This is a genomic window from Amycolatopsis sp. NBC_00348 (genome assembly GCF_036114655.1).
In the GTDB taxonomy this organism is placed as follows: domain Bacteria; phylum Actinomycetota; class Actinomycetes; order Mycobacteriales; family Pseudonocardiaceae; genus Amycolatopsis.
In genome coordinates this window covers 902695-927500 of the sequence record NZ_CP107994.1, presented here as the reverse complement: position 1 = coordinate 927500, position 24806 = coordinate 902695, and the positions used below count along the sequence as shown (strand labels likewise).

The 24806-nt window shown below is 71.4% G+C and carries 26 protein-coding genes (1 of these 26 running past the window's edge); 5 read left to right on the top strand and 21 right to left on the bottom strand.

The window, feature by feature from the left end:
• From OHS58_RS04515 to argC, 9 genes are all read right to left on the bottom strand, one after another.
• Positions 1-468 carry the 5' portion of a DNA-3-methyladenine glycosylase gene (locus tag OHS58_RS04515; protein WP_326951163.1) on the bottom strand. It extends 171 nt beyond the left edge of the window, so the window shows 468 of its 639 coding nt (coding positions 1-468); it begins with the start codon at positions 466-468; its stop codon lies beyond the left edge, outside the window.
• A 79-nt stretch (positions 469-547) separates the two neighbouring features.
• A complete protein-coding gene (gene argH / locus OHS58_RS04510) occupies positions 548-1963 on the bottom strand; it encodes an argininosuccinate lyase (protein WP_328647238.1) in 1416 nt (471 codons plus the stop codon).
• 37 nt (positions 1964-2000) lie between these two features.
• On the bottom strand, positions 2001-2897 hold the full coding sequence (locus OHS58_RS04505) for an argininosuccinate synthase domain-containing protein (protein ID WP_328647237.1): 897 nt from the start codon (positions 2895-2897) through the stop codon (positions 2001-2003).
• On the bottom strand, positions 2894-3406 hold the full coding sequence (locus OHS58_RS04500) for an arginine repressor (protein WP_328647236.1): 513 nt from the start codon (positions 3404-3406) through the stop codon (positions 2894-2896). Before OHS58_RS04500 ends, OHS58_RS04505 begins: the two co-directional genes overlap by 4 nt.
• On the bottom strand, positions 3403-4344 hold the full coding sequence (argF, locus tag OHS58_RS04495; protein ID WP_326951166.1) for an ornithine carbamoyltransferase: 942 nt from the start codon (positions 4342-4344) through the stop codon (positions 3403-3405). Before argF ends, OHS58_RS04500 begins: the two co-directional genes overlap by 4 nt.
• Positions 4344-5555: an acetylornithine transaminase gene (locus tag OHS58_RS04490; RefSeq protein ID WP_328647235.1), complete on the bottom strand. Its 1212-nt coding sequence runs from the start codon at positions 5553-5555 to the stop codon at positions 4344-4346. Before OHS58_RS04490 ends, argF begins: the two co-directional genes overlap by 1 nt.
• The gene (argB, locus tag OHS58_RS04485) at positions 5552-6472 is read right to left on the bottom strand and encodes an acetylglutamate kinase (protein WP_326951168.1); all 921 of its coding nucleotides are present in this window, start codon (positions 6470-6472) and stop codon (positions 5552-5554) included. Before argB ends, OHS58_RS04490 begins: the two co-directional genes overlap by 4 nt.
• Positions 6469-7629, bottom strand: a complete 1161-nt coding sequence (gene argJ, locus OHS58_RS04480) for a bifunctional glutamate N-acetyltransferase/amino-acid acetyltransferase ArgJ (RefSeq protein WP_328647234.1) — start codon at positions 7627-7629, stop codon at positions 6469-6471. Before argJ ends, argB begins: the two co-directional genes overlap by 4 nt.
• Positions 7626-8654 carry an N-acetyl-gamma-glutamyl-phosphate reductase gene (gene argC / locus OHS58_RS04475; RefSeq protein WP_328647233.1) on the bottom strand — a complete coding sequence of 343 codons (1029 nt, stop codon included), beginning with the start codon at positions 8652-8654 and terminating at the stop codon, positions 7626-7628. Before argC ends, argJ begins: the two co-directional genes overlap by 4 nt.
• A gap of 106 nt (positions 8655-8760) precedes the next feature.
• On the opposite strand from argC, the gene OHS58_RS04470 reads away from it, so the two are divergent.
• Positions 8761-9723 carry a helix-turn-helix transcriptional regulator gene (locus OHS58_RS04470; protein ID WP_328647232.1) on the top strand — a complete coding sequence of 321 codons (963 nt, stop codon included), beginning with the start codon at positions 8761-8763 and terminating at the stop codon, positions 9721-9723.
• Between the two features lie 32 nt (positions 9724-9755).
• On the opposite strand, the gene OHS58_RS04465 is transcribed toward OHS58_RS04470, so the two are convergent.
• The 3 genes from OHS58_RS04465 to OHS58_RS04455 all read right to left on the bottom strand — a co-directional run bounded on the left by OHS58_RS04465 (position 9756) and on the right by OHS58_RS04455 (position 12483).
• Entirely contained in the window at positions 9756-10115 is a 360-nt protein-coding gene (locus OHS58_RS04465) for a hypothetical protein (protein WP_328647231.1), read from the bottom strand.
• Positions 10116-10195: 80 nt separating this feature from the next.
• Positions 10196-10696: a helix-turn-helix domain containing protein gene (locus OHS58_RS04460; RefSeq protein WP_247054022.1), complete on the bottom strand. Its 501-nt coding sequence runs from the start codon at positions 10694-10696 to the stop codon at positions 10196-10198.
• Positions 10697-10899: 203 nt separating this feature from the next.
• The gene (locus tag OHS58_RS04455) at positions 10900-12483 is read right to left on the bottom strand and encodes an alpha/beta hydrolase (RefSeq protein ID WP_328647230.1); all 1584 of its coding nucleotides are present in this window, start codon (positions 12481-12483) and stop codon (positions 10900-10902) included.
• 193 nt (positions 12484-12676) lie between these two features.
• Between OHS58_RS04455 and OHS58_RS04450 the strand changes: the two genes are divergently transcribed.
• Positions 12677-13366 carry a DNA alkylation repair protein gene (locus tag OHS58_RS04450; RefSeq protein WP_328647229.1) on the top strand — a complete coding sequence of 230 codons (690 nt, stop codon included), beginning with the start codon at positions 12677-12679 and terminating at the stop codon, positions 13364-13366.
• Between the two features lie 221 nt (positions 13367-13587).
• On the opposite strand, the gene pheT is transcribed toward OHS58_RS04450, so the two are convergent.
• The 6 genes from pheT to infC form a co-directional block, all read right to left on the bottom strand.
• On the bottom strand, positions 13588-16146 hold the full coding sequence (gene pheT, locus OHS58_RS04445) for a phenylalanine--tRNA ligase subunit beta (protein ID WP_328647228.1): 2559 nt from the start codon (positions 16144-16146) through the stop codon (positions 13588-13590).
• Positions 16146-17210, bottom strand: a complete 1065-nt coding sequence (pheS, locus tag OHS58_RS04440) for a phenylalanine--tRNA ligase subunit alpha (RefSeq protein WP_247054031.1) — start codon at positions 17208-17210, stop codon at positions 16146-16148. Before pheS ends, pheT begins: the two co-directional genes overlap by 1 nt.
• Before the next feature lie 386 nt (positions 17211-17596).
• Positions 17597-18385 carry a TrmH family RNA methyltransferase gene (locus tag OHS58_RS04435; protein WP_326951175.1) on the bottom strand — a complete coding sequence of 263 codons (789 nt, stop codon included), beginning with the start codon at positions 18383-18385 and terminating at the stop codon, positions 17597-17599.
• Between the two features lie 23 nt (positions 18386-18408).
• Entirely contained in the window at positions 18409-18783 is a 375-nt protein-coding gene (gene rplT / locus OHS58_RS04430) for a 50S ribosomal protein L20 (protein ID WP_247054033.1), read from the bottom strand.
• A gap of 62 nt (positions 18784-18845) precedes the next feature.
• Complete coding sequence (gene rpmI / locus OHS58_RS04425) at positions 18846-19040, bottom strand: 50S ribosomal protein L35 (protein ID WP_247054035.1); 195 nt, start codon at positions 19038-19040, stop codon at positions 18846-18848.
• A 69-nt stretch (positions 19041-19109) separates the two neighbouring features.
• Complete coding sequence (gene infC / locus OHS58_RS04420; RefSeq protein ID WP_247064421.1) at positions 19110-19730, bottom strand: translation initiation factor IF-3; 621 nt, start codon at positions 19728-19730, stop codon at positions 19110-19112.
• 204 nt (positions 19731-19934) lie between these two features.
• Here infC and OHS58_RS04415 point away from each other — a divergent pair, with 204 nt between their 5' ends.
• From OHS58_RS04415 to OHS58_RS04405, 3 genes are all read left to right on the top strand, one after another.
• Entirely contained in the window at positions 19935-20294 is a 360-nt protein-coding gene (locus OHS58_RS04415; protein WP_247054038.1) for a DUF1844 domain-containing protein, read from the top strand.
• A gap of 665 nt (positions 20295-20959) precedes the next feature.
• On the top strand, positions 20960-21595 hold the full coding sequence (locus tag OHS58_RS04410) for a GntR family transcriptional regulator (RefSeq protein ID WP_442875515.1): 636 nt from the start codon (positions 20960-20962) through the stop codon (positions 21593-21595).
• Positions 21592-22590 carry a 1-aminocyclopropane-1-carboxylate deaminase gene (locus OHS58_RS04405; RefSeq protein ID WP_328647226.1) on the top strand — a complete coding sequence of 333 codons (999 nt, stop codon included), beginning with the start codon at positions 21592-21594 and terminating at the stop codon, positions 22588-22590. Before OHS58_RS04410 ends, OHS58_RS04405 begins: the two co-directional genes overlap by 4 nt.
• A gap of 37 nt (positions 22591-22627) precedes the next feature.
• Here the strand turns inward: OHS58_RS04405 and OHS58_RS04400 are convergent, their stop codons facing one another.
• The 3 genes from OHS58_RS04400 to OHS58_RS04390 are packed head-to-tail and all read right to left on the bottom strand — an operon-like array spanning position 22628 to position 24737.
• Positions 22628-23011: a RidA family protein gene (locus OHS58_RS04400; RefSeq protein WP_323337905.1), complete on the bottom strand. Its 384-nt coding sequence runs from the start codon at positions 23009-23011 to the stop codon at positions 22628-22630.
• A complete protein-coding gene (locus OHS58_RS04395) occupies positions 23011-23769 on the bottom strand; it encodes an IclR family transcriptional regulator (RefSeq protein WP_328647225.1) in 759 nt (252 codons plus the stop codon). Before OHS58_RS04395 ends, OHS58_RS04400 begins: the two co-directional genes overlap by 1 nt.
• Complete coding sequence (locus OHS58_RS04390; protein ID WP_326952055.1) at positions 23766-24737, bottom strand: sugar kinase; 972 nt, start codon at positions 24735-24737, stop codon at positions 23766-23768. The genes OHS58_RS04395 and OHS58_RS04390 overlap by 4 nt, the downstream gene beginning before the upstream one ends.
• Positions 24738-24806: the final 69 nt, after the last annotated feature.

Below are 24806 nucleotides of genomic sequence, written 5' to 3'. Positions count from 1 at the left end.
CGACGCCGGGTCGGTGAGGTCGACGCCGTTCTGCTCGCGGTCGATGCGCAGCACCGAGGTGAGGATGGCCGGGCCTTTGGCCAGTTCCCCGGTCCCCCGGGCGTTCGGGCGCCGCTTGCGCACGACGTCGAGACCCGAGACGACCTCGCCGGCCCGCACCAGCACGGCTCCCGGCATGTCCTCATGGGTGCCGACGACGTTCGCGCAGAAGTGCATTCCGTAGACGAAGTACACGTACAGGTGACCGGCCGGCCCCCACATGACCGCGTTGCGCGGGGTCCGGCCGCGGTAGCAGTGCGACGCCGGATCGTCTTCGCCGCGGTAGGCCTCGACCTCGACCAGCCGGACGCCGACGGTGCCGTCGGGCCCGGTCGCCTCCAGCACGGAGCCGAGCAGCAGCTGGGCCAGGTCGACCGGGTCCAGCGCCAGTTCGGCGCGGGTGAACAACCGGCCTGCTTCGCCGCTCAAGCGTCCCCTCCTTCGGGAAGTCGTGCGACGACCAGCCTATCGAGCCGGACCGACAGTGGTGTCGGCCTGGCTCGCCGGCTCAGTTCAGCCAGTGGCGGGCGGCGGTGACCCGCTCTTCGAGCCGCGCGCGCTGCTCGGCCACCCGCGCCGGCGCCGTGCCGCCCCGCGCGTCGCGGGACTTCACCGAGCCTTCGACGGTCAGGACCTCGCGCACCGCGGGCGTCAGGGCCGGGTTGATCTTCTCGAACTCCTCGTCGGTGAGCTCGTCCAGGCCGACGCCGCGCGACTCGGCGACCCGGACGCTTTCACCCGCCGCTTCGTGCGCGACGCGGAACGGGACGCCCTGGCGCACCAGCCACTCCGCGATGTCGGTGGCCAGCGTGAACCCGGCCGGGGCCAGCTCGGCGAGGCGATCGGTGTGGAAGGTCAGCGTGGCGAGCATGCCGGCGATGGCCGGGAACAGGAGCTCGAGCTGCTCGACCGAGTCGAACACCGGCTCCTTGTCCTCCTGCAGGTCCCGGTTGTAGGCCAGCGGCTGGGCCTTCAGCGTCGCCAGCAGACCTGTGAGGTTGCCGATGAGCCGGCCCGCCTTGCCGCGGGTCAGCTCGGCGACGTCCGGGTTCTTCTTCTGCGGCATGATCGAGCTGCCGGTGGCCCAGGCGTCGTCCAGCGTCACGTAGCCGAACTCGGCGGTGTTCCAGATGATCACCTCTTCGGCGATCCGGGACAGGTTGATCGCCAGCATCGAAACGGCGAAGGCGAACTCGGCGACGAAGTCGCGCGAGGCGGTGCCGTCGATGGAGTTCTCCACGCTGGTCGCGAAGCCGAGCTCCTCGGCGACCGCCTCCGGGTCGAGCCCCAGCGACGAGCCGGCCAGCGCGCCCGAGCCGTACGGCGACTCGGCCGTGCGGGCGTCCCAGTCCTGCAGCCGCGAGACGTCGCGCAGCAGCGCCTGGCCGTGGGCCAGCAGGTGGTGCGCGAGCAGCACGGGCTGCGCGTGCTGCAGGTGCGTGCGGCCGGGCAGGATCGCGTCCGGGTGCCGCTTGGCCTGCGACACCAGCGCGTCGACGATGTCGAGCGTGCCGGCGACGACGCGGCGGGCGGCGTCCCGCAGCCACATCCGGAAGAGGGTCGCCACCTGGTCGTTGCGCGACCGGCCGGCGCGCAGCTTGCCGCCGAGCTCGGTGCCCGCCCGCTCCAGCAGCCCGCGCTCGAGTGCGGTGTGCACGTCCTCGTCGGCGATCGTCGGGGTGAACGCCCCCGAAGCGACGTCCTGGGCAAGGGTGTCGAGCGCGGTCAGCATGCCGGTCAGCTCGTCGCCGGTGAGCAGGCCCGCCTTGCTCAGCACCCGGGCGTGCGCGCGGGAGCCGGCGATGTCGTAGGGCGCCAGGCGCCAGTCGAAGTGCGTCGACGCGCTCAGCGCCGCCATGGCCTCCGCCGGACCGCTGGCGAACCGGCCGCCCCACAGCTGCACCGGCTGCTCGTTCCCGCTCACTGTTCTCGCTTCTCCTGTATCTGGTTCGATCGGTGGGTCAAGCTTGTGCGGTGATCCTGCCGGGCCGCGCGACGTACTCCGCCGCGGGCCGGGCGTCACGCGGTTCGAGCGCGGTGACGCGGCCGTCGTGCAGCAACAGCCGTACGTCGCCCGAGACCGCTTCCTGCGCTTCGACGACGAAGCTGTCCAGCGCGTGCTTCAGCGGTGAGAACCACTGGCCGTCGCGGACCAGGGTGGCCCATTCACGGTCGACCTGCCGCTTGAACCGGGCCAGCTCCGGCTCGAGGGTGGCGCTTTCGAGCGCACGGTGCGCCGTGACCAGCACGAGTGCGCCCGGAGCCGCGAACGTCCGGCCGTCTTCGGTCCGGTGTTTCCCGGCGCCCTGCGCCGCCGCCCGGCGGTTCAGCCTCCGGAGGGCTTCGGCGACCGAGACCGTCTCACCGTCGACCGCCACCGGGACCCCGGCGTCGAAGGTCACGGTGACCTCCTCCGGGGCGAGGAACTCCCCCTCGGCGGGGAACCGCCACCGGTCGCCGGGTTCGACCACGTACCCCCAGAGGGTCCGCTCGGCCGGGGGCGCGCCGGGCACCGCGAGCACCCGGAGATCCGGGGCGACCGCAGCCAGCCCGGCCGCGAACCGGTGCGCGCCGCGCCCGATGTACCCGTGCGCGACGGTCGTGGCGCCGCACCGCCGGGCCGCGTCGGCCAGGCGGCGGACCACCGCGGGCCAGGCCAGCCCGGTGACGAGCGCGTTGGCCTGGATCGCCGGGAGGCAGTGGTCGTCGGCGAAGGCGGCCGTGTCGTGGTTCGAGCCACCGGCCGGCGGGCGGCCGCCGAGGTCGACGACGAGCGTCACGACCTCGGCTCCGGTCTCCTCGGCGAGCTTCGCGGCGGCCGGGGCGACCTCCCCACCGGCACCGGCGAGCACGATCATGGCGTTGTCTCGTCTCCGTGTTCCGTGACCGAGCGCTGGGCCAGCGAGGCGAAGCGTTCGGCGAGTTCCTTGCCCGACAAGGGTTCCCGGGCGATGACGGCGACGGTGTCGTCGCCCGCGATCGAGCCGACGACCTCCTCCAGCGCCGCGCGGTCGATGGCGCTGGCCAGGAACTGCGCCGCGCCCGGCGGGGTCCGCAGGACCATCAGGTTGCCCGACGAGTCGGCCGAGACCATCAGCTCGGCCAGCAGCCGGGACAGGCGTGACGTGCCGCCCTGGACCCCGCGGACCGGGCTGCCGTCCTCGGGGATCACGTAGACCGGCGCGCCGGAGTCCGGGCCGCGCAGCTTGACCGCGCCCAGCTCGTCGAGGTCGCGCGACAGCGTCGCCTGGGTGACGTCGATGCCCTCCGCGGCCAGCAGCTTCGCGAGCTCGGTCTGGCTGCGGATGGTCGTGGACGACACCAGCTCGGTGATCCTGGCCTGCCGCCCCACCCGGCTGCTGGTCATCGTCGGCTCTTTTCCGGTCGGCTCTCTTCGAAGAGCCAGACCAGCAGCGCCTTCTGGACGTGCAGCCGGTTCTCGGCCTCGTCCCACACCGCGCTGGCCGGGCCGTCGATCACCTCGTCGGTGATCTCCCAGCCGCGGTGCGCCGGCAGGCAGTGGAGCACGATCGCGTCGTCCGCCGCCTTCTTCAGCAGCTCGGTGTTGACCTGGAGGGCGCGGAACGGGCCGATCCGGTCGAGGCCGTCGTTCTCCTGCCCCATCGACGTCCAGGTGTCGGTGACGAGCACGTCGGCGCCGGCCACCGCTTCGTACGGGTCGGTGAACGCCGTGGCTGTGCCGCCGGTGTCCTCACCGCGCGTCTTGGCGTCGAGGATGACCTGCTGGTCGGGCTGGAACCCGAGCGGCGAGACCACCCGGACGTGCATCCCGGCGGTGACGCCGCCGAGCAGCAGCGAGTGCGCCATGTTGTTGGCGCCATCACCGAGGTAGACGAGGGTGAGCCCGGCGAGCTCACCCTTGCGCTCCCGGATCGTCATCAGGTCGGTGAGCACCTGGCACGGGTGGAACTCGTCGGTCAGCGCGTTGACGACCGGGATCGACGCGGCCGAGGCCATCGCTTCGATGCGCTTCTGCGCGAAGGTCCGCCAGACGATCGCGTCGACGTACCGCGACAGCACGCGCGAGGTGTCCTCGATCGTCTCTTCCCGGCCCAGCTGCATCGACCGGCCGTCGACGATCACCGGGTGCCCGCCGAGCTGGCTGATGCCCACCTCGAACGAGAACCGGGTGCGGGTCGAGTTCTTCTCGAAGATCGCCGTGACGGACTTCCCGGCCAGCGTGCGGTTGCCGAGCGGGTCGGCCTTCAGCGCGTCGGCGAGGTCGAGGATGGCTTTCTGCTCGGCGGGACTGACGTCGTCGTCGCGGAGGAAGTGGCGGGGCATCAGTCGGAGTCCTTCGATTCGGTGGCCGCGGCGTCGAGCGCGCTCGGGAGCGCGGCGAGGAAGCCGTCGGCCTGGTCGCTGTCCAGCACGAGCGGCGGCGCGAGCCGCACGGTCTCGGGCGCGATCGGGTTGACCAGGTAGCCGGCGTCCTGGACGGCCTTGGCCACCGCTCCCGAGACGGGCCGGCGCAGCGAGATCCCCAGCAGCAGGCCGGCGCCGCGCACCCCGGCGACGAGCGGGTGGTCAAGCGCTTCGACGCCCGCCGCGATGTCCTTGCCCAGCGCGGAGACGTGGTCGAGGAGGTTGTCATCGGCGATGGTCCGGAGCACGGCCAGGCCCGCCGCGCAGCAGACGGGGTTGCCGCCGAACGTGGTGCCGTGCTGGCCGGGCTTGAGCAGGTCGGCCACCGCGCCGACGCCGATCACCGCGCCCAGCGGCAGGCCGCCGCCGAGGCCCTTGGCCAGGGTGATCACGTCCGGCACGATGCCGGCCTGCTGGTAGCCGAACCAGGTGCCGAGCCGGCCGAGGCCGGTCTGCACCTCGTCGAGCACCAGCAACGTGCCGGTGGCCTTGGTGATCTCGCGCGCGGCCTGCAGGTAGCCGTCCGGCGCCGGGATCACGCCGGCTTCGCCGAGCACCGGCTCCAGGAACACAGCCGCGGTGTCGGTGTCGACGGCCGCCTTGAGCGCCGCGACGTCCCCGAACGGCACGTGCTCCACGCCGGGCACCAGCGGCTTGAACGGGTCGCGCTTGCCGGGCTGCCCGGTGAGGGTCAGCGCGCCCATGGTCCGGCCGTGGAACGCGCCCTCGGCCGCGATCACCTTGGTGCGCCCGGTCAGCCGGCTGATCTTCAGCGCGGCTTCGTTCGCCTCGGCCCCGGAGTTGACGAACAGCACCTTACCGTTGCCTGCGAGGCCGGCGACGTCGAGCAGCGCTTCGGCGAGCTCGACGGCGACCGGGTTGACGTACAGGTTCGACGTGTGGCCGAGCCGCGAGATCTGCTCGGTGACCGCGGTGACGATCGCCGGGTGCGCGTGGCCGAGCGCGTTGACGGCGATACCGCCGACCAGGTCGACGTACTCGGTGCCGTCGGCGTCCCACACCTTCGCGCCCTCGCCGCGGACGAGGGTCAGCGCGGGGGTGCCGTAGTTGTCCATCAGCGCGGACTTCCAGTGCTGCTGGCCATCCACATTGGACTTGAGGTCGGTCATGGGAGCTCCGTTTCGGGGAAGACCATGGTGCCGACGCCGCGGGAGGTGAAGACCTCCAGCAGCACCGAATGGGCGAGGCGGCCGTCGATCACGTGGGCCCGGCGCACCCCGCCGCGGATGGCGCGCACGCACGCCTCCATCTTCGGGATCATGCCGCTGGCCAGGCCGGGCAGCATCGGCTCGAGGTGGTCGACGCGGATGCGGTCGATCAGCGACGAGCGGTCCGGCCAGTCCGCGTACAGGCCTTCGACGTCGGTGAGCACGACGAGCTTCTCGGCGCCCAGCGCGGCCGCCAGCGCTCCGGCGGCGGTGTCGGCATTGACGTTGTGCACCACGCCGTCGACGTCCGGGGCGACCGTGGACACCACCGGGATGCGCCCGGCGTTGACGATGTCGAGCACGGCGTCCGGGTTGACCTCGGCGACCTCGCCGACCAGGCCGATGTCGACTTGTTCACCGTCCACAGTGGCCTGTTTGCGCTCGGCGGTGAACAGCCGGGCGTCCTCGCCGGAGATGCCGACCGCGTACGGCCCGTGGGCGTTGATCAGCCCGACGAGCTCGCGGCTGACCTGGCCGGTGAGCACCATCCGGACGATGTCCATCGTCTCCGGCGTGGTGACGCGCAGCCCGCCCTTGAACTCGCCGGGCACGCCGAGCCGGTTGAGCATCGCGGTGATCTGCGGGCCGCCGCCGTGCACGACGACCGGGCGCAGGCCGGCCAGGCGGAGGAACACCATGTCCTCGGCGAAGGCCGCCTTCAGGGTGTCGTCGATCATGGCGTTGCCGCCGTACTTCACCACCACGGTGGCGCCGTGGAACCGCTGCAGCCAGGGCAGCGCCTCGATGAGCACCCCGGCCTTCTCGGCCGCCGTCGCCAGTCTCTCGTCCGCGGAAATCAGAGCCTCCGAGCCGGTCATGAGGAGTACGCGCTGTTCTCTTCGACGTAACCGTGCGAAAGATCGGTGGTGTAGACCGTCGACTCGGCCGACCCGACGCCCAGGTCGACGACGATCTCGATGGCCCGGCCGGTGAGGTCGGCCTCGGACCGGTCGGCGGCCGGCATCCCCTTCGCGAACAGGGTGACGCGGTTGACCGCGATCGACACGGTCTCCGGGTCGATGCGGGCCGGGACGCGGCCGAGCGCCATGGCGATCCGGCCCCAGTTCGGGTCGGAGCCGAAGAGCGCCGTCTTGACCAGGTTGTCCTCGGCGATCGTGCGGGCGACGGCGATCGCGTCGGCCTCCGACTCCGCGCCCTTCACGGTGATGTCGACGTCCTTCGTCGCGCCCTCGGAGTCCGCACGCAGCTGGAGCACCAGGTCGTGGCTGACCGCGGTGAGGAGCTCGGTCAGCTCGGCCTCGGTCGGTTCGACGCCGCTCGCGCCGGAGGCCAGGACCAGCACCGTGTCGTTGGTGGACGTGCCGCCGTCGACGTCGAGGCGGTCGAACGTGACGTGGGTGGCCGCGCGCAGGGCGCGGTCGAGGGTTTCCTTGTCCGCCACGGCGTCGGTGGTGAGGACCGAGAGCATGGTGGCGAGGTTCGGGGCGAGCATGCCCGCGCCCTTGGCGAACCCGCCGACGCTCCACCCGGAGTCGTGCTTCGCGAAGGCCTGCTTCGGTTTCGTGTCCGTGGTCATCACGCCGGTGGCGGCGTTCAGGCTCGCCTGGTCGCTCGTGTCGAGGGCCTTCGCGGCGGTGTCGACCCCGGCCAGCACGGCGTCCATCGGCAGGCGTTCACCGATCAGGCCGGTGGAGCAGACGGCCACCTCGATCGCGCCGGCGCCGAGCACCTCGGCGACCTTCTCGGCCGTGGCGTGGGTGTCCTGGAAACCACCGGGCCCGGTGGCCGCGTTGGCACCGCCGGAGTTGAGGACGACGGCCTTGAGCCGCTGCTGCTTGAGCACCTCCTGCGACCACAGCACGGGCGCGGCCTTGATCACGTTGCGGGTGAACACGCCGGCGGCGACGTCGAGCGGGCCGTCGTTGACGACCAGCGTGAAGTCGAGGGCGCCGGACGCCTTGATCCCGGCGGCGACGCCTGCTGCGCGGAAGCCCTGGGGGCCGGTGACGGTCACGGTGCCACTCCTACGGTGGAAAGGCCGGTGGTTTCGGGGAGGCCGAGGGCCAGGTTCATCGACTGGACGGCACCGCCCGCGGTGCCCTTGGTCAGGTTGTCGATCGCGGCGACGACGACCAGGCGCCGCGCGTCGGTGTCGACCGTGACCTGGAGCTGGACGTTGTTCGAGCCCAGCGTCGCGGAGGTGGTCGGCCAAGCGCCTTCGGGCAGGAGCTGGACAAACGGCTCGGCGTCGTAGGCCTTTTCGTAGGCTTCGCGGACGGCGGCCGCGTCGATGCCCGCCTTCAGCGGGGCGCTCGCCGTGGTGAGGATGCCGCGCGGCATCGGCGCGAGCACCGGCGTGAAGGACACGGTGACCCGCTCACCCGCGACGGCGGCGAGGTTCTGCGCGAACTCCGGGGTGTGGCGGTGGGTGCCGCCGACGCCGTACGCGCTGGCCGAGCCCATCACCTCGGAGCCGAGCAGGTTCGGCTTCAGGCTCTTGCCCGCGCCGGAGGTGCCGGTGACCGCGACGACCGTCACGTCGGGCTCGATCAGGCCGGCACCCAGGGCGGGCGCGAGGGCGAGGGAGCCGCCGGTCGGGAAGCAACCCGGCACGGCGATGCGCTTCGTGCCGGCGAGCTTCTCCCGCGCGCCCGGCAGTTCGGGGAGGCCGTACGGCCATTGGCCGGCGTGGTCGCCGCCGTACCAGCGCTGCCAGTCGGCCGCGTCGGCCAGCCGGTGGTCGGCGCCGAGGTCGACGACCAGGACGTCCGGGCCGAGCTGCGCGGCGATCGCCGCGGAGTGCCCGTGGGGCAGGGCCAGGAACACGACGTCGTGGCCGGCCAGGGTCTCCGGCGTGGTCTCCGCCAGGACGCGGTCGGCCAGCGGAACCAGGTGTGGCTGGTGGACGCCGAGCTTCGTGCCGGCGCTGCTGGCCGCCGTGAGCGTGCCGATCTCGACCTCGGGATGGGTCAGCAGCAGGCGCAGGAGTTCGCCGCCCGCGTACCCGCTGGCTCCGGCCACCGCGATGTTCACCGTCATACGCATGATTATGCACGCCCTTGCAAGGCTAAACAAACAGGAATACCGGGAAGTGGTGCCCGCCACCGCGCGGACGCCGTGCCGCGGCGCTTGGGATGCTGTGCCGATGACGGACACCCCGGCGCGGCTGCTCGGACTGCTCTCGCTGCTCCAGACCCCACGGGAGTGGCCGGGCAGCGAACTCGCCGACCGGCTCGGGGTCAGCCCGCGCACGATCCGCCGTGACGTCGAGCGGCTGCGCGAACTCGGCTACCCGGTCGAGGCCAGCCGCGGCGTCACCGGCGGCTATCGGCTGATCGCCGGCACCGCGATGCCGCCCCTCGTGCTCGACGACGACGAAGCCGTCGCGATCGCCGTCGGCCTGCGGACGGCCGCGGGCCAGGCTGTCGACGGCATCGAGGAAGCGTCCGTCCGTGCGCTGGCCAAACTCGAGCAGATCCTGCCCGCGCGGTTGCGCCGCCGGGTGGGCACGATCGGCACGGCGACCGTCGCGGTGCCGGCCACCGGCCCCGTCGTCGACCCCGCGCAGCTGACCGTGTTCGCCGGCGCGATCACCAACAACGAGACGGTCCGGTTCCGCTACCACTCGGGCGACGGGACCGAGTCCCGTCGCCGGGCCGAGCCGCTCCGGCTGGTCGCCACCGGACGGCGCTGGTACCTGGTCGCCTTCGACCTCGACCGGGACGACTGGCGGGTCTTCCGCGTCGACCGGGTCCACGACGCCGAGGCGACCGGCGGGCGCATCGCCCCGCGCCGGCCACCCGCGACGGACCTGGCGGCCTACGTCCTCGAACGGCTCTACGACCTCGTGCCCACCTACCGGGCGGTGGCCACGCTGGCCGCGACGGCCGACGAGATCACCCCGCGCCTGGGCACGGCGGTCGGCGAGCTGACGCCGCTGCCGGACGGTGGCTGCCGCTGGCACAGCCACGGGGACACCCTGGACTGGCTCGCGTTCCGCCTGCTCGGGCTGGGCTGCGCGTTCACGGTCGAGGAGCCGCCGGAACTGGTGGCCCGCCTGGAGGTCCTCGCCGCCCGCGCGCTGGCGGGCGCGGGCGTGGGTGGCTGATCCGCGGCGGTCCGGGTTCCCCGGCACGGAAGTCACTCCACACCGCCCGAAGGCGGGTACACGGTGGCGTCCTGCGGGTCGTAGAGGACCATCCCGTGCCGCCCGGCCAGCTCCTGGACGTACGACACGACGGCGTCGGGAGCGGACCAGCTCAGCGACATGACCACGCCGTCACCGGCGACGGTCAAGGCGCACGACCACGGGCAGCTGCCGAGGTCCTCGACCGGCACATCGGTCAATTCCGGGTAGCGAGCCGTCAGCTCCCGGTGGTAGGCGACGGCCCGGGGGTGCAGCGGGATCACCACCGGTTCGGGGGACGTCAACGCGGCGTACTTGCGGGCCGCTTCTTCGGCGGCCGTGGGCTGGTGCCACACGGCGAGATCGAAACTCATCAGGACAACTCCGGTGGGTGAAGGAAACGGGACGGCGGCGGTGGCGGGCCAGGCCGGAGTGGACCGGCCCGCCACCGTGCTCAGCCCGGTTCACCCCCGTCCAGGTCCACACGACGGCTCGGCGGCACGGGGAGGTAGCAGCCCGGGTTCTCCGGGTCGCAGCCCACGCGCGGCAGCCGGGAGCGGATGCCACCGGGGGTGCGCTCGAAGTACGCCGCGATCTCCGTGACGCTCTCGCCGGCCAGCCACCGGCTCTCCAGCTCCGCGTCCATCTCGTCGTTCCACGGGCGGCCTTGCTGGGCGGCCCGGGCCGCGGATCTTCGCCGCGACGACCGGCCGGCGCCGGTCGTCGCGGACAGCAGGCCGTCGGCGACCAGGTCGGCCACCGTGGCCGCCACGGCGACGTCCAGGTCGAGGCTGCCCTCGGCGACCGGTTCGCCCTCGGGACCGCCGGCTTCCAGGGTGATCATCACCCTGGTGTTCGGTTCGGCGCGGTCTTCGTCCGTCCTGGTGGCGACCGCGATCTGGTAGATGATCTCCTGTGCCCGGATCTCGGTCCGGCGCTCTTCGATGATCGACATGCCGTGAAGCTAGCGCGCACCCCCGACAATTTTCGGCCACGCACTGCTCACGGCCGACTCCGCTCCGAAATTGTCAGACCTCTCCCCTAACGTCCTCGTCGACCACACCACGTCACTGGGAGGCCACGATGCGACACCTGCGGACAAGACGGTGCCCCGGTCCGGACGAGCCGGACCGGGGCACTGACCCACGTCGATTCCGCTCAGAAGTGCAGCAGCTGAGCCAATGTGCGCTGCTTCTCCTGGGCCGCCTTCGCGGTGTTGTCCGACTTCTGCGCGGCGGCGCCGTCGGGCACCGGCGGCGGAACCGGGCTGCACTGGACGTCGGAGTGGTTGCCGGGCCGGCGCGCCGGCAGCGTTCCGTTCGCCAGGTAGTCGGCGATCTTGTCGTCCACACAGGACACTCCGGACAGCGAACCGGCGTGCGTGGTGCCGCCCGGCGCGCTGATCAGGCTCGAGTTCGGGAACCGCTTGCGGACCTCGAGGCTGCCGGCGTACGGCGTCGCGGCGTCGAGCTCTTCGCTGATGAGGAGCGCCCCGGCGACCTTGCTGCCGTTGATGTCGACGGGCTTGCCCGCCTTCGCCGGCCAGAACACGCAGGGCGCGTTGAACCAGGCGTTGCCCCAGGTCTCGAACGGGGCCTTGGCGTAGGTCAGCCAGTTGTCGACCCGCCACTTGTTCCAGCTCGTCGGCCACTGGGTGTCGGTGCACTGCACACCCAGGTAGACGGCGAAACCGTTGTCGTCACCGGGCGGGTTCGAGTCGTCGTAGAGCGCCTTCAGCGTCTGCCAGTCACCCTTGTGGACGAAACCGTCGAACGCCTTGGCCATGTCGACCCAGCCGAAGACGTAGTAGCCGGCCTGCAGGAAGACGTCGGTCCACTCGTCACCGCCGATCACCCCGCCCGCCGGGTTCCTGGCGAGCTTGCGCTGGGTGTCGTACCAGAGCTTCTCCACCGCGGAACCGGTCTTGCCCAGGTGGTAGACGCTGTCGTAGGACGCCAGCCAGTCGAAGTAGATCTTGATGTTCTTGTCGAACGCGACGTCCTGGTCGAGGTTGGCCTGGTACCAGACCTTCCGCGGGTCGACGTTGCCGTCGAGCACCATCCGGCGGACGTTCTTGGGGTACATCGTGCTGTACACCTGGCCGAGGTAGGTGCCGTAGGAGAAGCCGTAGTAGTTGATCTGCTTCTCGCCCAGCGCCTTGCGCAGGCTGTCCATGTCCTGCGCGACGTCGGTCGTCTTCAGGTGGTCGAGGATCGCGCCGTTCTTGCGGCACGCCTGCGCGTAGCCCTTCGAGCGGTCGAGCCAGGTCTTCTCCAGCTTCGGCGAGGTCGGCACGTACGCCGGCCGGTCGTAGCTGAAGTAGTTGCCGTCACAGCTGATCGCGGGCTTGCTGGAGCCGACGCCCCGCGGGTCGAAGCCGATCCAGTCGTAGTTGTCCCCCGCGTGGTTCGGCACGTACTTGCCGAGCACCGAGAGCCCGAGGCCGGACCCGCCGGGGCCGCCCGGGTTCACCAGCATGATCCCTTGGGACTGCGCGGTCTTGTGCTTGATCCGCGACACCGCGACGGAGACCTTCGCCCCGCCCGGCTTCGCGTAGTCCATCGGCACTTCGAGGAAGCCGCACTCGGCGCCCGCCGCCTTGAGGCTCGCCGAGTCGCAGGGCCCCCAGGCGATCGGCGCGGGGCTGAACTGCACCCCGGGGTCCGCCGACGCGGCAGGTGCGGCGGCCAGCAGCCCGGCCGCGAGCCCCACAGCGGCGACAGCGGCAACGATTCTTTTCACAGTCGTCCTTTTCGTCCGCATTCGACAGAGTTCGCCGGATTTCGCCGAAACTACCGGCAACCCTGCACAATCTCGCTGACCGCCACGACTTCCGCCATCCGCCTTTCGTCGGGTCCTCCCCCGATCGGCGAGCACCCGGAACCGTCGGTGGCCGCCGGTACGCTCCGGGCGACCGGGGACGACGGGAGGACGGATGACCGCGGACGAACGGCTGGTCAAGGCCGTCCGCGCCGGGCTGGCCGAGCTGGGCGATCCGGTGAAGGCACCTCAGATGCGGGCGTACATGAAGTCGGCCATGCCGTATCGCGGAGTGGCCAAACCGGAGCGGAGCGTGCTTCTCAAGCGGGTGCTCGCCGACCACATATTGCCCGATCGAGTGACATATTCGGCGACGATCCTGGCGTTGTGGCGGGACGCGGAATTCCGGGAGGAGCGGTACGCGGCGGTCGATCTTTCCGGCTATCGCGCCTACCGGTCGTGGCAGGATCCCGGGCTGATCCCGATGTACGAGGAAATGATCGTCACGGGGGCGTGGTGGGACCACGTCGACGAACTGGCGATCCGGCGGTTGGGCCCGATCCTGCGTTCCGCCCGCGGCGAGGTCACGCCGATCATGCTGCGCTGGGCGGCCGACGAGGACCTCTGGCGGCGGCGCACGGCGATCATCTGCCAGGTCGGCGCGAAGGAGGACACCGACACCGAGCTGCTGACCCGGACGATCGAACCCGCGATCGCCGAGCCGGAGTTCTTCCTGCGCAAGGGAATCGGCTGGGCGCTGCGCGACTACGCGAAGACGTCACCGGACTGGGTGCGGTCCTTCGTGGACGATCACCCCGGCCTGTCGGGGCTGTCGCGCCGGGAGGCGCTCAAGCACATCGGGTGACGTTCGGCTTCGAAAGGGTGCCCGGCACCGCGACACCTACGGCCAACCGGTGTGCCCGGACGGTCGGGTCGCGTACCCGGAGAGTCGGCTCACGTACCTGGAGAGTCGGCTCACGTACCTGGAGAGTCGCCTGCGTTCTGGTGCGGATGGTCGGCCGGATGTGCGGGGCCGGACGCGAAAGAGGGGCCGGTTTCCCGGCCCCTCTTCGAGAGCGTCGTGCGTCAGCGCAAGGTCGCTTCGAACCGTTCGCCCGCCGCGGCGACCGCGGCGTCGCGGGCCTTGGTCGCCTCGTCGACGGTCAGCGTCCGGTCCGGGGCGCGGAAGCGCAGCTTGTAGGCCAGCGACCGCTTGCCCTCGCCGACCTGCTCGCCGGCGTAGACGTCGAACAGCGTGATGTCCTCGAGCAGCTCGCCCGCCCCGGTGCGCAGCACCGCGGCGAGATCACCCGACGGGACGTCCGCGGCCGCGACCAGCGCGACGTCGAGCAGCACCGGCGGGTAGCCGGACACGCTCGGCGCCGGCCGGGAGTCCGGCAGCGGGATCGCGTCGAGGTCGAGCTCCATCGCCACGGTGCGCGGCGGCAGGCCGAGCGCCTCGACGACCTTGGGGTGCAGCTCGCCCGCGTGGCCGACCGGCCAGTCGCCGACCCGCAGCTGGGCGCAGCGGCCCGGGTGCCACGGCGGCAGATCGGTGGCCTGCGTGGTCAGCTCGACCCCGGCGGCCTCGGCGATCGTCCGGGCGGCCTGCACCGCGTCGGCCCAGCTCGCCTGTTCGCCCCCGCCCCACCAGCCGGCGCGGTGGCGCTGGCCGGCGAGCACGACGGCGACGTGCAGCGGCTGCTTCGGCACAGCCTCTTCGAGAACGGCCAGTTCCTCGTCGGTCGGGCGGCGGTCGACGCCGAGCACCGGGACCTTCAGCGGGTTCGGCGCGGGCAGCACGACCTGGCCGACGTGGAACAGCGCCACGTCCTTCATCCCGCGCGACACGTTGCGCTGCAGCGTGTCCAGCAGCCCCGGCAGCAGCGTGGTGGCCAGCTTGTTGCGCTCGGCCTCCAGCGGGTTGCGCACCACGACGGCGTTGCGGCGGACGTCGTCCGCCGGGAGCCCGAAGGCGTCCCACACCGCGTCGCCGACGAACGGGAACGGGCGCACCTCGACGTACCCGGCCTCGGCCAGCGCCCGCGCGACACTGCGGACGCGCCGCTGGCCGTCGGTCAGGCCGCGGCCTGCCGGGGCGGCGGGCAGCGTCGACGGGATGCTGTCGTAGCCCTCGAGCCGCAGCACCTCTTCGACGAGGTCGGCGGGCTGGCGCAGGTCGCCGCGCCAGCTCGGTGGGATCGCGGTGACGAGGCCGGTGCCGTCGTCGCCCGTGCTGACCGTGACCTTGCAGCCGATCTGGCTGAGCCGGCGCACGGTCACGCCGCGCTGGTAGCTCACGCCCGCGACCTTGTCGGGCAGGTTGATCGGCATCCGGACCGGCGGGTTGGGCTCGACCGTGCCCTCGTCGGTGCGGCCGGGCCGGATGGCGGCGTCGCCGTACTGCCGCAGCAGCCGGGCGGCCAGCTCGACCGCCGGCCCGCACAGCTGCGGGTCGGTGAACCGCTCGAACCGCTTGGCCGCCTCGGAGAACAGCTTGTGGCGCCGGGCCGTGCGGCTGATCGACGCCGGGTTCCAGTGCGCCGCCTCGAGCAGCACGTCCGTGCTCTCCGGCGTGATCTCGGTGCTCGCGCCACCCATGGTGCCGGCCAGCGAGATGACGCCGCTGTCGTCGGCGATCACCACGTCGTCCGGGTCGAGCGTGCGCTCGATGTCGTCCAGGGTGGTCAGCTTCTCGCCCGGCTTCGCCTTGCGCACCACCAGGTCGCCCTGGATGGCCTTGGTGGCGAACGCGTGCAGCGGGTGCCCGAGCTCGAGCATCACGTAGTTGGTGACGTCGACGGCCAGGGAGATGGAGCGGATGCCGGCCAGCATCAGCCGCCGCCGCATCCACCACGGGGTCGGCGCGGTCGAGTCCAGGCCGGTGACCCGGCGCAGCACGAACCGCGGGCAGCCCTCGGGGTCCTCGACGCGGACCGGCCAGGCGTCACCCTCGGCCGCCGGGACCTCCAGCAGCGCCGGGTCGCCGAAGGGCACGTCGAGGGCGTTCGACAGCTCGCGCGCCAGGCCGCGGACCGACAGCGCGTAACCGCGGTCCGGGGTCGGCGCGAGCTCGATCACCGTGTCGTTCAGGGCGAGCAGCTCCTGGGCGTCGTCGCCCGGGCTCGCGGTGCCCGGCGGCAGCACCAGGATGCCGGTGTGGTCCTCGCCGAGGCCGAGCTCGCGCGCCGAGCAGATCATGCCGTCGCTGATGCGGCCGTAGGTCTTGCGGGAGGCGATGGCGAAGTCGCCCGGCAGCACCGCGCCGGGCAGCGCGACGACGACCAGGTCGCCCTCGGTGAAGTTGCGCGCGCCGCAGATGATGCCGCGGGTCCTGATGCCGTGCGGGCCCTCGTCGAACTCGCCCGACTCTTCGTCGTCCTCGTCTTCGTCGTCGTCTTCGGGCTCGTCGTCCTCGGCGACCTCGCCGACGTCGACGCGGCAGAAGCGCACCGGCTTCTTGAACTCGGTCAGTTCCTCGATCTCGGCCACGCGGCCGACGACCAGCGGACCGGTCACGGGCCCGAGCTCGCGGAGGTCGTCGACCTCGATCCCGATCCGGACGAAAGCGTCGGCCAGGTCCTGCGGCGTGATCTCCTCGCCCACGTCGAGGTGTTCGGTCAGCCAGCTGACTGGGACTCGCACTACGCCTCCGTTCCGAAGGGAAGGGTGAAGCGGACGTCGCCTTCCACCATGTCGCGCATGTCCGGGATCCCGTTGCGGAACTGCAGGGTGCGCTCGATGCCCATGCCGAAGGCGAAGCCCGAGTACACCTCGGGGTCGACGCCGCAGGCGCGCAGGACGTTCGGGTTGACCATGCCGCAGCCGCCCCACTCGACCCAGCCGGGGCCGCCCTTCTTCTCCTCGAACCAGACGTCCACCTCGGCGGACGGCTCGGTGAACGGGAAGAAGTGCGGGCGCAGCCGGGTCTTGGAGTTCTCGCCGAACATCGCGCGGGCGAAGGCGTCCAGCGTGCCCTTGAGGTGCGCCATGGTGATGCCCTTGTCCACCGCGAGGCCCTCGACCTGGGTGAACACCGGGGTGTGGGTCGAGTCGAGCTCGTCGGTGCGGTACGTCCGGCCGGGGCACACGACGTACACGGGCAGGTCGCGGTGCAGCAGGGTGCGGGCCTGGACGGGCGAGGTGTGCGTGCGCAGCACCAGGCCGGAATCCTCTTCGCCGACGTAGAACGTGTCCTGCAGCTGGCGCGCGGGGTGGTCCTTGCCGAAGTTCAACGCGTCGAAGTTGAACCACTCGGCTTCGAGCTCCGGGCCTTCGGCGACCTCGTAGCCCATCGCGATGAACGCGTCGGCGACGCGCTCGGAGACGGTGCTGATCGGGTGCCGGGCTCCGCGCGGCACGCGGTCCCACGGAAGGGTGACATCGACGGCTTCTTCGCGCAGCACGCGCTCGTCGCGCTCCACCTGGAGCTCGGCGCGGCGGGTGTCGAAGGCCGACTGGACGGCCTGGCGGGCCTCGTTGACGCGCTTGCCGGCCTCGGCCTTCTCCTGCTTGGGCAGGGCGCCGATCTCGCGGCGCGCCAGCAACAGCGGCGAGTGGTCACCGAGATGCGCGGGCTTGACCTCGGCCAGCGCATCGAGCCCGGTCGCGGCGGCGAACGCCGCTTCGGCGGCCTTGACCGCCTCCTGCAGCGTCTCGGGGGCGAGAACCGCGCCGCCCTGGGCTTCCTTCTCCTTGGCTCCGGACATAACTCCTCGGCGTCCGCTGGGACTGGTCGTTCGTGCTCCGCCGGACAACGCGGCGCACGAGAGGTCAAAGGCAAGAAAAGTCTATGGGATCGGGTCAGGGCGCCCTTGGTCGCCCTCGCCCCGTGCCGGTACACGCCCGGGTAAGGGCCTGACAGGACTGAACGATGACCAGGCCGGGACGCCGGGAATCCGGTCGCGCGAGGTTAAACCACTGGTCTGCGTGCGGCGCGTGTCCGGTAGGCGGACACCGACAGGATCGACCGCCGGGACGCCGCGAAGGGCGGCCGCGGTGGGACGGGCGGCAGGGGTCGGCCGCCGCGGCGCCACGAAAGGAGGCCGTGGCGGGACGGGCAGTGGTCTCGGCTGAGCGGGCGATGGGCCACGCCTCAGCGGCGGGCCGCCATCGCGCTCGTGTAGACGCAGACCGCCGCTGCCGTGGCCAGGTTGAGGCTCTCCGCCTTGCCGTACAGCGGGATGCGGACCGCCAGATCCGTCTCGGCCAGGACCGCTTCCGAGAGGCCGTGGGCTTCGTTGCCGAACACCCAGGCCGTCGGCTCGGTCAGGTCCACCCGATCGAGTTCGGCGTCGGCGTAACCGTGGGCCGCGTACGTGCGCAGGCCCGCCGCCGAACAGGCCTTCAGTGCGGCCGAGACGTCGCGGACGCGGGTGATCGGGAGGTGGAACAGGCTGCCCGCGGCCGCTCGGACGCACTTGCCGTTGTGGGGGTCGACCGTGTCGCCCGCCAGGACGACGGCGTCGGCGCCCGCCGCATCCGCCACGCGGATCACCGTGCCCGCGTTGCCCGGGTCGGCGATGTCCACCAGCACGACCACCAGCCGGGCGCCCGGGGTCACGGCCGTCTCGAGTGGACGGTCGAGCAGGGCGCAGACCGCCACGATGCCTTGGGGCGTCACGGTTTCCGACAGGCCGTCCGCGGCGCGGTCGGTGATCGGCGAGACCGGGACGCCGGCCGCGCGGGCGGCGTCGACCAGGTTCGCGTGCTGGGCGGCCGCGCGCGACGTCACGAACAGCTCGTGCACCGTTCCGTCCGCCAAGGCGGCTTCGACGGCGTTGGCGCCTTCGGCCAGGAACCGGCCGGTCTTGTCCCGGTCCGCGCGCCGGGTCAGCTTGCGCGCAGCAACGACCCGGGGGGTCCGTTCGGTGAACGGATCCACCCCGGGTCGGGGAAAGCTGCCGGTCAGGCCGACTTCGCTTCGGTGTTCACGTTGGCCTTGGCGAGCTCGGCCAGCGCGGTGAAGGCGACGGCGTCGTTGACGGCGAGGTCCGCGAGGATCTTGCGGTCGACCTCGACACCCGCGGCCTTGATGCCCTGGATGAACCGGTTGTAGGTCACGCCGTTCTCGCGGGCGGCCGCGTTGATGCGGGTGACCCACAGGCGACGGAAGTCACCCTTGCGGGCACGACGGTCCCGGTAGGCGTAGTTGAGCGAGTGAAGCGTCTGCTCCTTGGCCTTGCGGTACAGCCGCGAACGCTGGCCGCGGTAGCCGCTGGCCAGTTCGAGAGTTGCGCGACGCTTCTTCTGGGCGTTGACCGCCCGCTTGACGCGTGCCACGGGTCCATCCTGTCGATCTCAGGGGGCGCGGGGCGCCCCGGGTGGTTAGAGCAAGTCGGTGGTCAGCGGCCGAGGAGGCGCTTGACGCGACCGGTGTCGGGCTTGGCGATCTCGGTGGTGCCCTCGAGCCGGCGCGTGAGGCGGTTGGACTTCTTCTCCATCAGGTGCCGGCGGCCGGCCTTCTGACGGCGCAGCTTGCCCGTGCCCGTGACGCGGACGCGCTTGGACGTGCCGCTGTGGGTCTTCATCTTCGGCATTTCAGTCCTCTTTCGTGCGGCGGCTCACCGGAGACTCCGGTGAGCCGCTGACATGTGCTGGTCGGCGCCTTACGCCTCGGGGACCGATTCGGGAACCGGCTCGACCTTGGCCTTCGGCTTCACGTTCTTGTGCGGGGCCAGCACCATGATCATGTTGCGACCGTCCTGCTTGGCCGACGACTCGACGAAGCCGAGCTCCGTGACGTCTTCGGCGAGCTTCTGCAGCAGCCGGTAGCCGAGCTCCGGCCGGGACTGCTCGCGACCGCGGAACATGATCGTGACCTTGACCTTGTTGCCCGCCGCCAGGAAGCGCGACACGTGACCCTTCTTGGTCTCGTAGTCGTGCTGATCGATCTTGGGGCGCAGCTTCTGTTCCTTGATGACGGTCAGCTGCTGGTTGCGACGCGACTCGCGGGCCTTCTGCGCGCTCTCGTACTTGAACTTGCCGAAGTCCATGAGCTTGCACACCGGCGGGCGGGCCTGCGGCGCGACCTCGACGAGGTCGAGATCGTTCTCTTGCGCCAGGCGCAGCGCATCTTCGATCCGGACGATGCCGACCTGTTCACCGGCGGGTCCGACGAGTCGGACCTCCGGCACCCGGATTCGGTCGTTGATGCGTGTCTCGGAGCTGATGGGGCCTCCTTGGTCCGAGGAATGTTTCCTGTTCTCGTTTCGACCTGGTGCCCACATAGCGAAGGCCCCGACACCATTTCGGTGCACGGGGCCCACTCTGTTTCCGATCGCATCCGGCCGCTAAGCCGGGTACTTCACCCTGGACTTGCAGTCCGGGCGAGACCGGACCCGGACACCTGAACGGTGACGCGGGTGGGAGCGGGGCTCCACTTGCCGCCCCCGATCACTCGGGAGCTGGTCGCAGGTGGAAGAGTACCAGACGTGTCAGATCAACCCTCCGCACCGCCCCCGTATTCCCCCGAAGCCCGCCACCTGGAGGACATCCCCAGCGTGGAGGTGATCAGCCGCGCGGCCGTCATGCTGCTGTCGGCCGGGGCCGAACGCCTCGGCCTCGCCGACGCCGACCCGGACAACTCGCCGCACCGCGACCTCGACGAGGCGCGCCGCCTGATCACCGCGCTCGCCGGGCTCATCACCGCGTCCGCCGAGTACCTCGGCCTGCACGCCGGCCCGTTGCGCGACGGCCTGCAGTCGCTCCAGAAGGCCTTCCGCGAGGCTTCGGCCGTCCCGGACGCCCCCGGTCAGGGCCCCGGCGAGAAGTACACCGGCCCCGTTTACTGACCGCACTTTCTCGGCGGCCCCGCCTAAGAACAGCCCCCGCCCTCTCCGGGGGGCGTCCCCAAGTCCAGTTTATCGGGGGTGCCCGACAGGACCCGGAAAAGGCGGCGGTCTGGGCTCGGTTGTCCACATCACGGGGTTCCTGTGGACAAGCATCCGGCACCCGTGGGCATCGCGGACGACTGGATGCATGGCGGGCGGTCGGGGACACCGCGGGTGGCTGAAGACGTCACGGGCGGACGGAGACATCGCGGCGGAAGTGCACCGCGATGCTCCGGTGTCCCGCTGGGTCTGGCTCGCCGACCGCGACCCGCACCAGCGGTGCACCAACACCAGCACCACACCAGCACCCCGCACCGCACCGCACCGCACCAGAACACGCACCCGCTTCCAGCAACGGCACCACGCACCGCACGCACCCGCACCGGCACCCCGCACGCATCCAGCACCGGCACCAGCACCACGCCAGCACCACGCACCGCACGCACCCGCACCGAGCACCGGCACCCGCACAAATACCCCGCACACATCCAGCACCAGCACTAGCACCGCGCCGCGCCAGCACCCAGCACCCAGCACCCAGCACCCAGCACCCAGCACCCAGCAGGGGACGGCTTCGGGCTCGAAATAGTTGCCGGACGGGCTTCGTGACATCTAACATGTTAGATGTGAGTCTCTCCAAGGTCAGCCGCCCGCTGTTGCGGGACGAGGCGTACGACCGCATCCGCCACGCGATCGTCGATGGTTCGCTGCCGCCCGGTGCCGCGCTGCGGGATGCCGACCTGGCCGACCAGCTCGGCCTGTCGAAAGCCCCCATTCGCCAGGCGCTGCTGCGGCTGGCCGACGACGGGCTCGTCGACTCCAAGCCGCAGAGCTACACCCGCGTCTCCGAGGTGATGTCCCCCGATGTCCTCGACGCCCGGGAGATCGTCCGGCTGCTGCACGAGTTCGCCGTCCGGCAGGCCGTGGCGAAGGTCGGACGGGACGACGTCGCCGCGATGCGGGCGGCCAATGATCGCTTTGCCGCGGCGATCGAAGCCGGTGACGTCGCCGCCGCCGTCAAGGCCGACGACGAGCTGCACGATGTTCCCGTCCGGCTGGCCGGGAACGCCGCTGTGTCCGCCACTCTCGACCGCTACACACCGCTGCTGCGCCGGCTCGAACACGCGCGGTTCAGCTCGGCACTCGCCTGGAACTCGATGGAACGCCACACGCGGCTCATCGACGCCCTCGAGAAGCGTGACACCGACACCGCCGTCTCCGTGATCGCGACCATCTGGACCGACCTGCTGGAGGACCGATGACCCTCGCCGACTTCCCGCGCTTCCCGCTGCTCTTCGGGCCGTCGCCGGTGCATCCCCTGGAGCGGCTCACGGCCCACCTCGGCGGCGCGCAGGTCTGGGCCAAGCGCGAAGACGTCAACTCCGGGCTCGCGTACGGCGGCAACAAGACGCGCAAGCTGGAGTACCTCGTCGCCGACGCCCTGAAAGAAGGCGCCGATACGCTCGTCTCGATCGGCGGCGTCCAGTCCAACCACACCCGGCAGGTCGCGGCCGCCGCGGCGCGTGCCGGGCTGAAGGCCGTGCTGGTGCAGGAAAGCTGGGTCGACTGGCACGATCCGCTCTACGACAAGGTCGGCAACATCCAGCTCTCGCGGATCCTCGGCGCGGACGTCCGGCTCGTCGACGCCGGTTTCGGCATCGGGTTCAAGCAGGCGTGGGAGGACGCCGTCGCCGAGATCGAGGCCGGCGGCGGGAAGCCGTACGCGATCCCGGCCGGTGCGTCGGATCACCGGCTCGGCGGGCTCGGCTTCGCGAACTGGATCGTCGAGCTGGAAGCGCAGGAAGAGCAGCTCGGCGTCTTCTTCGACACCGTGATCGTCTGCTCGGTCACCGGGAGCACCCAGGGCGGGATGGTCGCCGGGACCGCGCTGAGCGGCAAACCCCGGCGCATCCTGGGCATCGACGCCTCCGCCAAGCCGGACGAGACCCGTGAGCAGGTCACGCGGATCGCGCGCGCCACCGCCGAGCTGATCGGCGCAGGCGAGATCGCGGACGTCGAGCTGGACGACCGGTACCACGCCGGGATCTACGGCATCCCCGACGCGTCCACTGTGGACGCCATCGAGACGTGCGCCCGGCTGGAGGGGATGATCACCGACCCGGTCTACGAAGGAAAGTCCATGGCGGGACTCATCGACCTGGTCGGCCGGGGTGAGATAGAACGCGGCTCGAACGTGCTCTACGCCCACCTCGGCGGGCAGCCCGCGATCAACGGCTATACGAGCGTCCTGGGCTGAGCATCCCGGGGCCGGGCGAACCGGCCCCGGGAGAAGCTCAGTCCAGCACGCAGAGCACGTCGATCTCGACGAGCAGCTCGCCCGGGAGGCCGACGTACACCGTCGTGCGGGCGGCGTGCGGGCCCTCGCCGATGAGCTCGTTGTAGACCTCGTTGAACGGCGCGAAGTGCGCGGTGTCGGTGAGGTAGACGCGCACCATGATCGCGTCCGCCAGGCTCGAGCCCGCCTCCTTCAGCACGGCTTCGATGTTCTTGAACGTCTGCCGGGTCTGACCCGCGACGTCGTCGCCGACGATCTCGTTCGTGGCCGGGTCGAAGGCCACCTGGCCCGCGACCTGCAGCAGGTTTCCCTTGCGGACGGCCTGCGAGAACTTCGCCGGCGGCTTCGGCGCGTTCTCGGTGGAAACTGCCGTCTTGCTCATCAGTGCCCCTTTCCGTTCCCCGTCCATCCACTGTGGACGGAAGCTTCGTTCGTCGCGGCGCGCAGGTCCGGGACCAGCGCGAGCAGGCCTTCGTAGTCGAGCAGCACCTTCGGCACCGACATCGACGCGGCGGCCAGGACCTCGCCGTCCGCGCCGCGCACCGGCGCCGCGACGCAGTGGATGAAGTCCTCGTGCTCGGCGTTGTCGACGGCGTACCCGAGCTGCGCGACGCGATCCAGCTCCGCGAGGTAGTCCTCGGGTGTGGTGATCGTGTTCGGCGTCAGCACCGGGTACTCCATCGACCGGGCGATCTCCTCGCGTTTCGCGGAAGGCATCGCGGCGACCAGCACCTTCCCGACGGCGGTGCAGTGCAGTGGCGCGCGCTTGCCGACGCGGGAGTACATCCGCACCGAGTGGCGGCCCTCGTACTTGTCGATGTAGACGACTTCGCCGTCGTCGTAGCTGGCCAGGTGCACGGTGTGCCCGGTGCGGGCGTTGAGCGCGGCCAGCGCGGGCTGGGCGCTGCGCCGGACGTCGATCGAGTCGAGGGCTTGGTTCGCGAGGTCGAACATCGCGCTGCCGAGCCGGTAGTAGCGGGTGCCCTCGCGGCGGACGAAGTGGTGCTGCTCCAGGGTGCGCAGCAGGCGCAGCACCGTCGACTTGTGGACGCCGATCTCCTCGGCGAGGTCGTCGAGGGTGCGCGCGTCCTGCGCGATCGAGCTCAGCAGCGTCAGCGCGCGGTCCAGACTTTGACTCAAGCGAGAACCCCCTCTCCCGTCAGCCTGGCCGAACGCCACTCGTCCGGGTCCGCGTTCAGCAGGGTATCCACGACCGTGCGTGGCAGCGGTACGCCGACGTCGTCGTGGGTGAGCAGGGTGGCGGCGGCCTGCAGGTGCCCGCGCCGGAGCCGTTCCAGGGGCGCGGCGCCGCGCAGGGTCGCGGCCAGGAAGCCCGCGGCGAACGCGTCTCCGGCGCCGACCGGCTCGACGACGTCGACGCGCAACGCCGGCGCGAACAGCGGCTCGCCTTCGACGAGGGTCGCGCCGCGTTCGCCGTGCTTGACGACCAGCGTGCGCGGGCCCGGCAGGAGGGCCCGCAGCGAAACCGGGTCGCCGGTCCCCCACACGTGCTGGGCTTCGTCGTCGCCGGTCAGGACGATGTCGGCCTGCCCGGCCAGTTCGGCGAGCAGGCGGGGGTCGCGGCCGGCCCACAGGGCGGGGCGCAGGTTGACGTCGAAGGAGACGAGCCGATCGCCGCGGGGCGCGTCCAGCAGCGCGCGCACCAGCGCGAGGCAGCTGTCGGACAGCGCCGGGGTGATGCCGGACAGGTGCAGCACGCGGACGCCGTCGAGGTTCAGGCGATCCAGCAGCGAAGGGCCCATGCCGGAGGCCGCGGAGCCGGCGCGGTAGTAGCGCACGGGGCTGCCGCCGGCGCCGCTTTCCTTGACGTAGAGCCCGGTCGGGCGCACGGGGTCGACCGAACACGCGCTGACGTCGACGCCGGCCGCCGCGATCTCGCGCAGCATCGCGTGGCCGAACGGGTCGTCGCCGACCGCGCTCACCCAGCCGCTCGGGACGCCGAGGGCGGGCAGGTGACAGGCCACGTTCGACTCGGCGCCGCCGATGGTGCGCGTCCACTGACGCACCTCGTCCGGCGGGCCGGGTTCGGCGGGCACGAACAGCGCCATCGTCTCACCGACACAGAGCACTTCGGGCCCGCTTGTCACTTTCCGTCTCCCCTGTCCTTCACCCCGTTGACCTGTGGCGACCCGGATGCTACACCTATGGCACTCAAA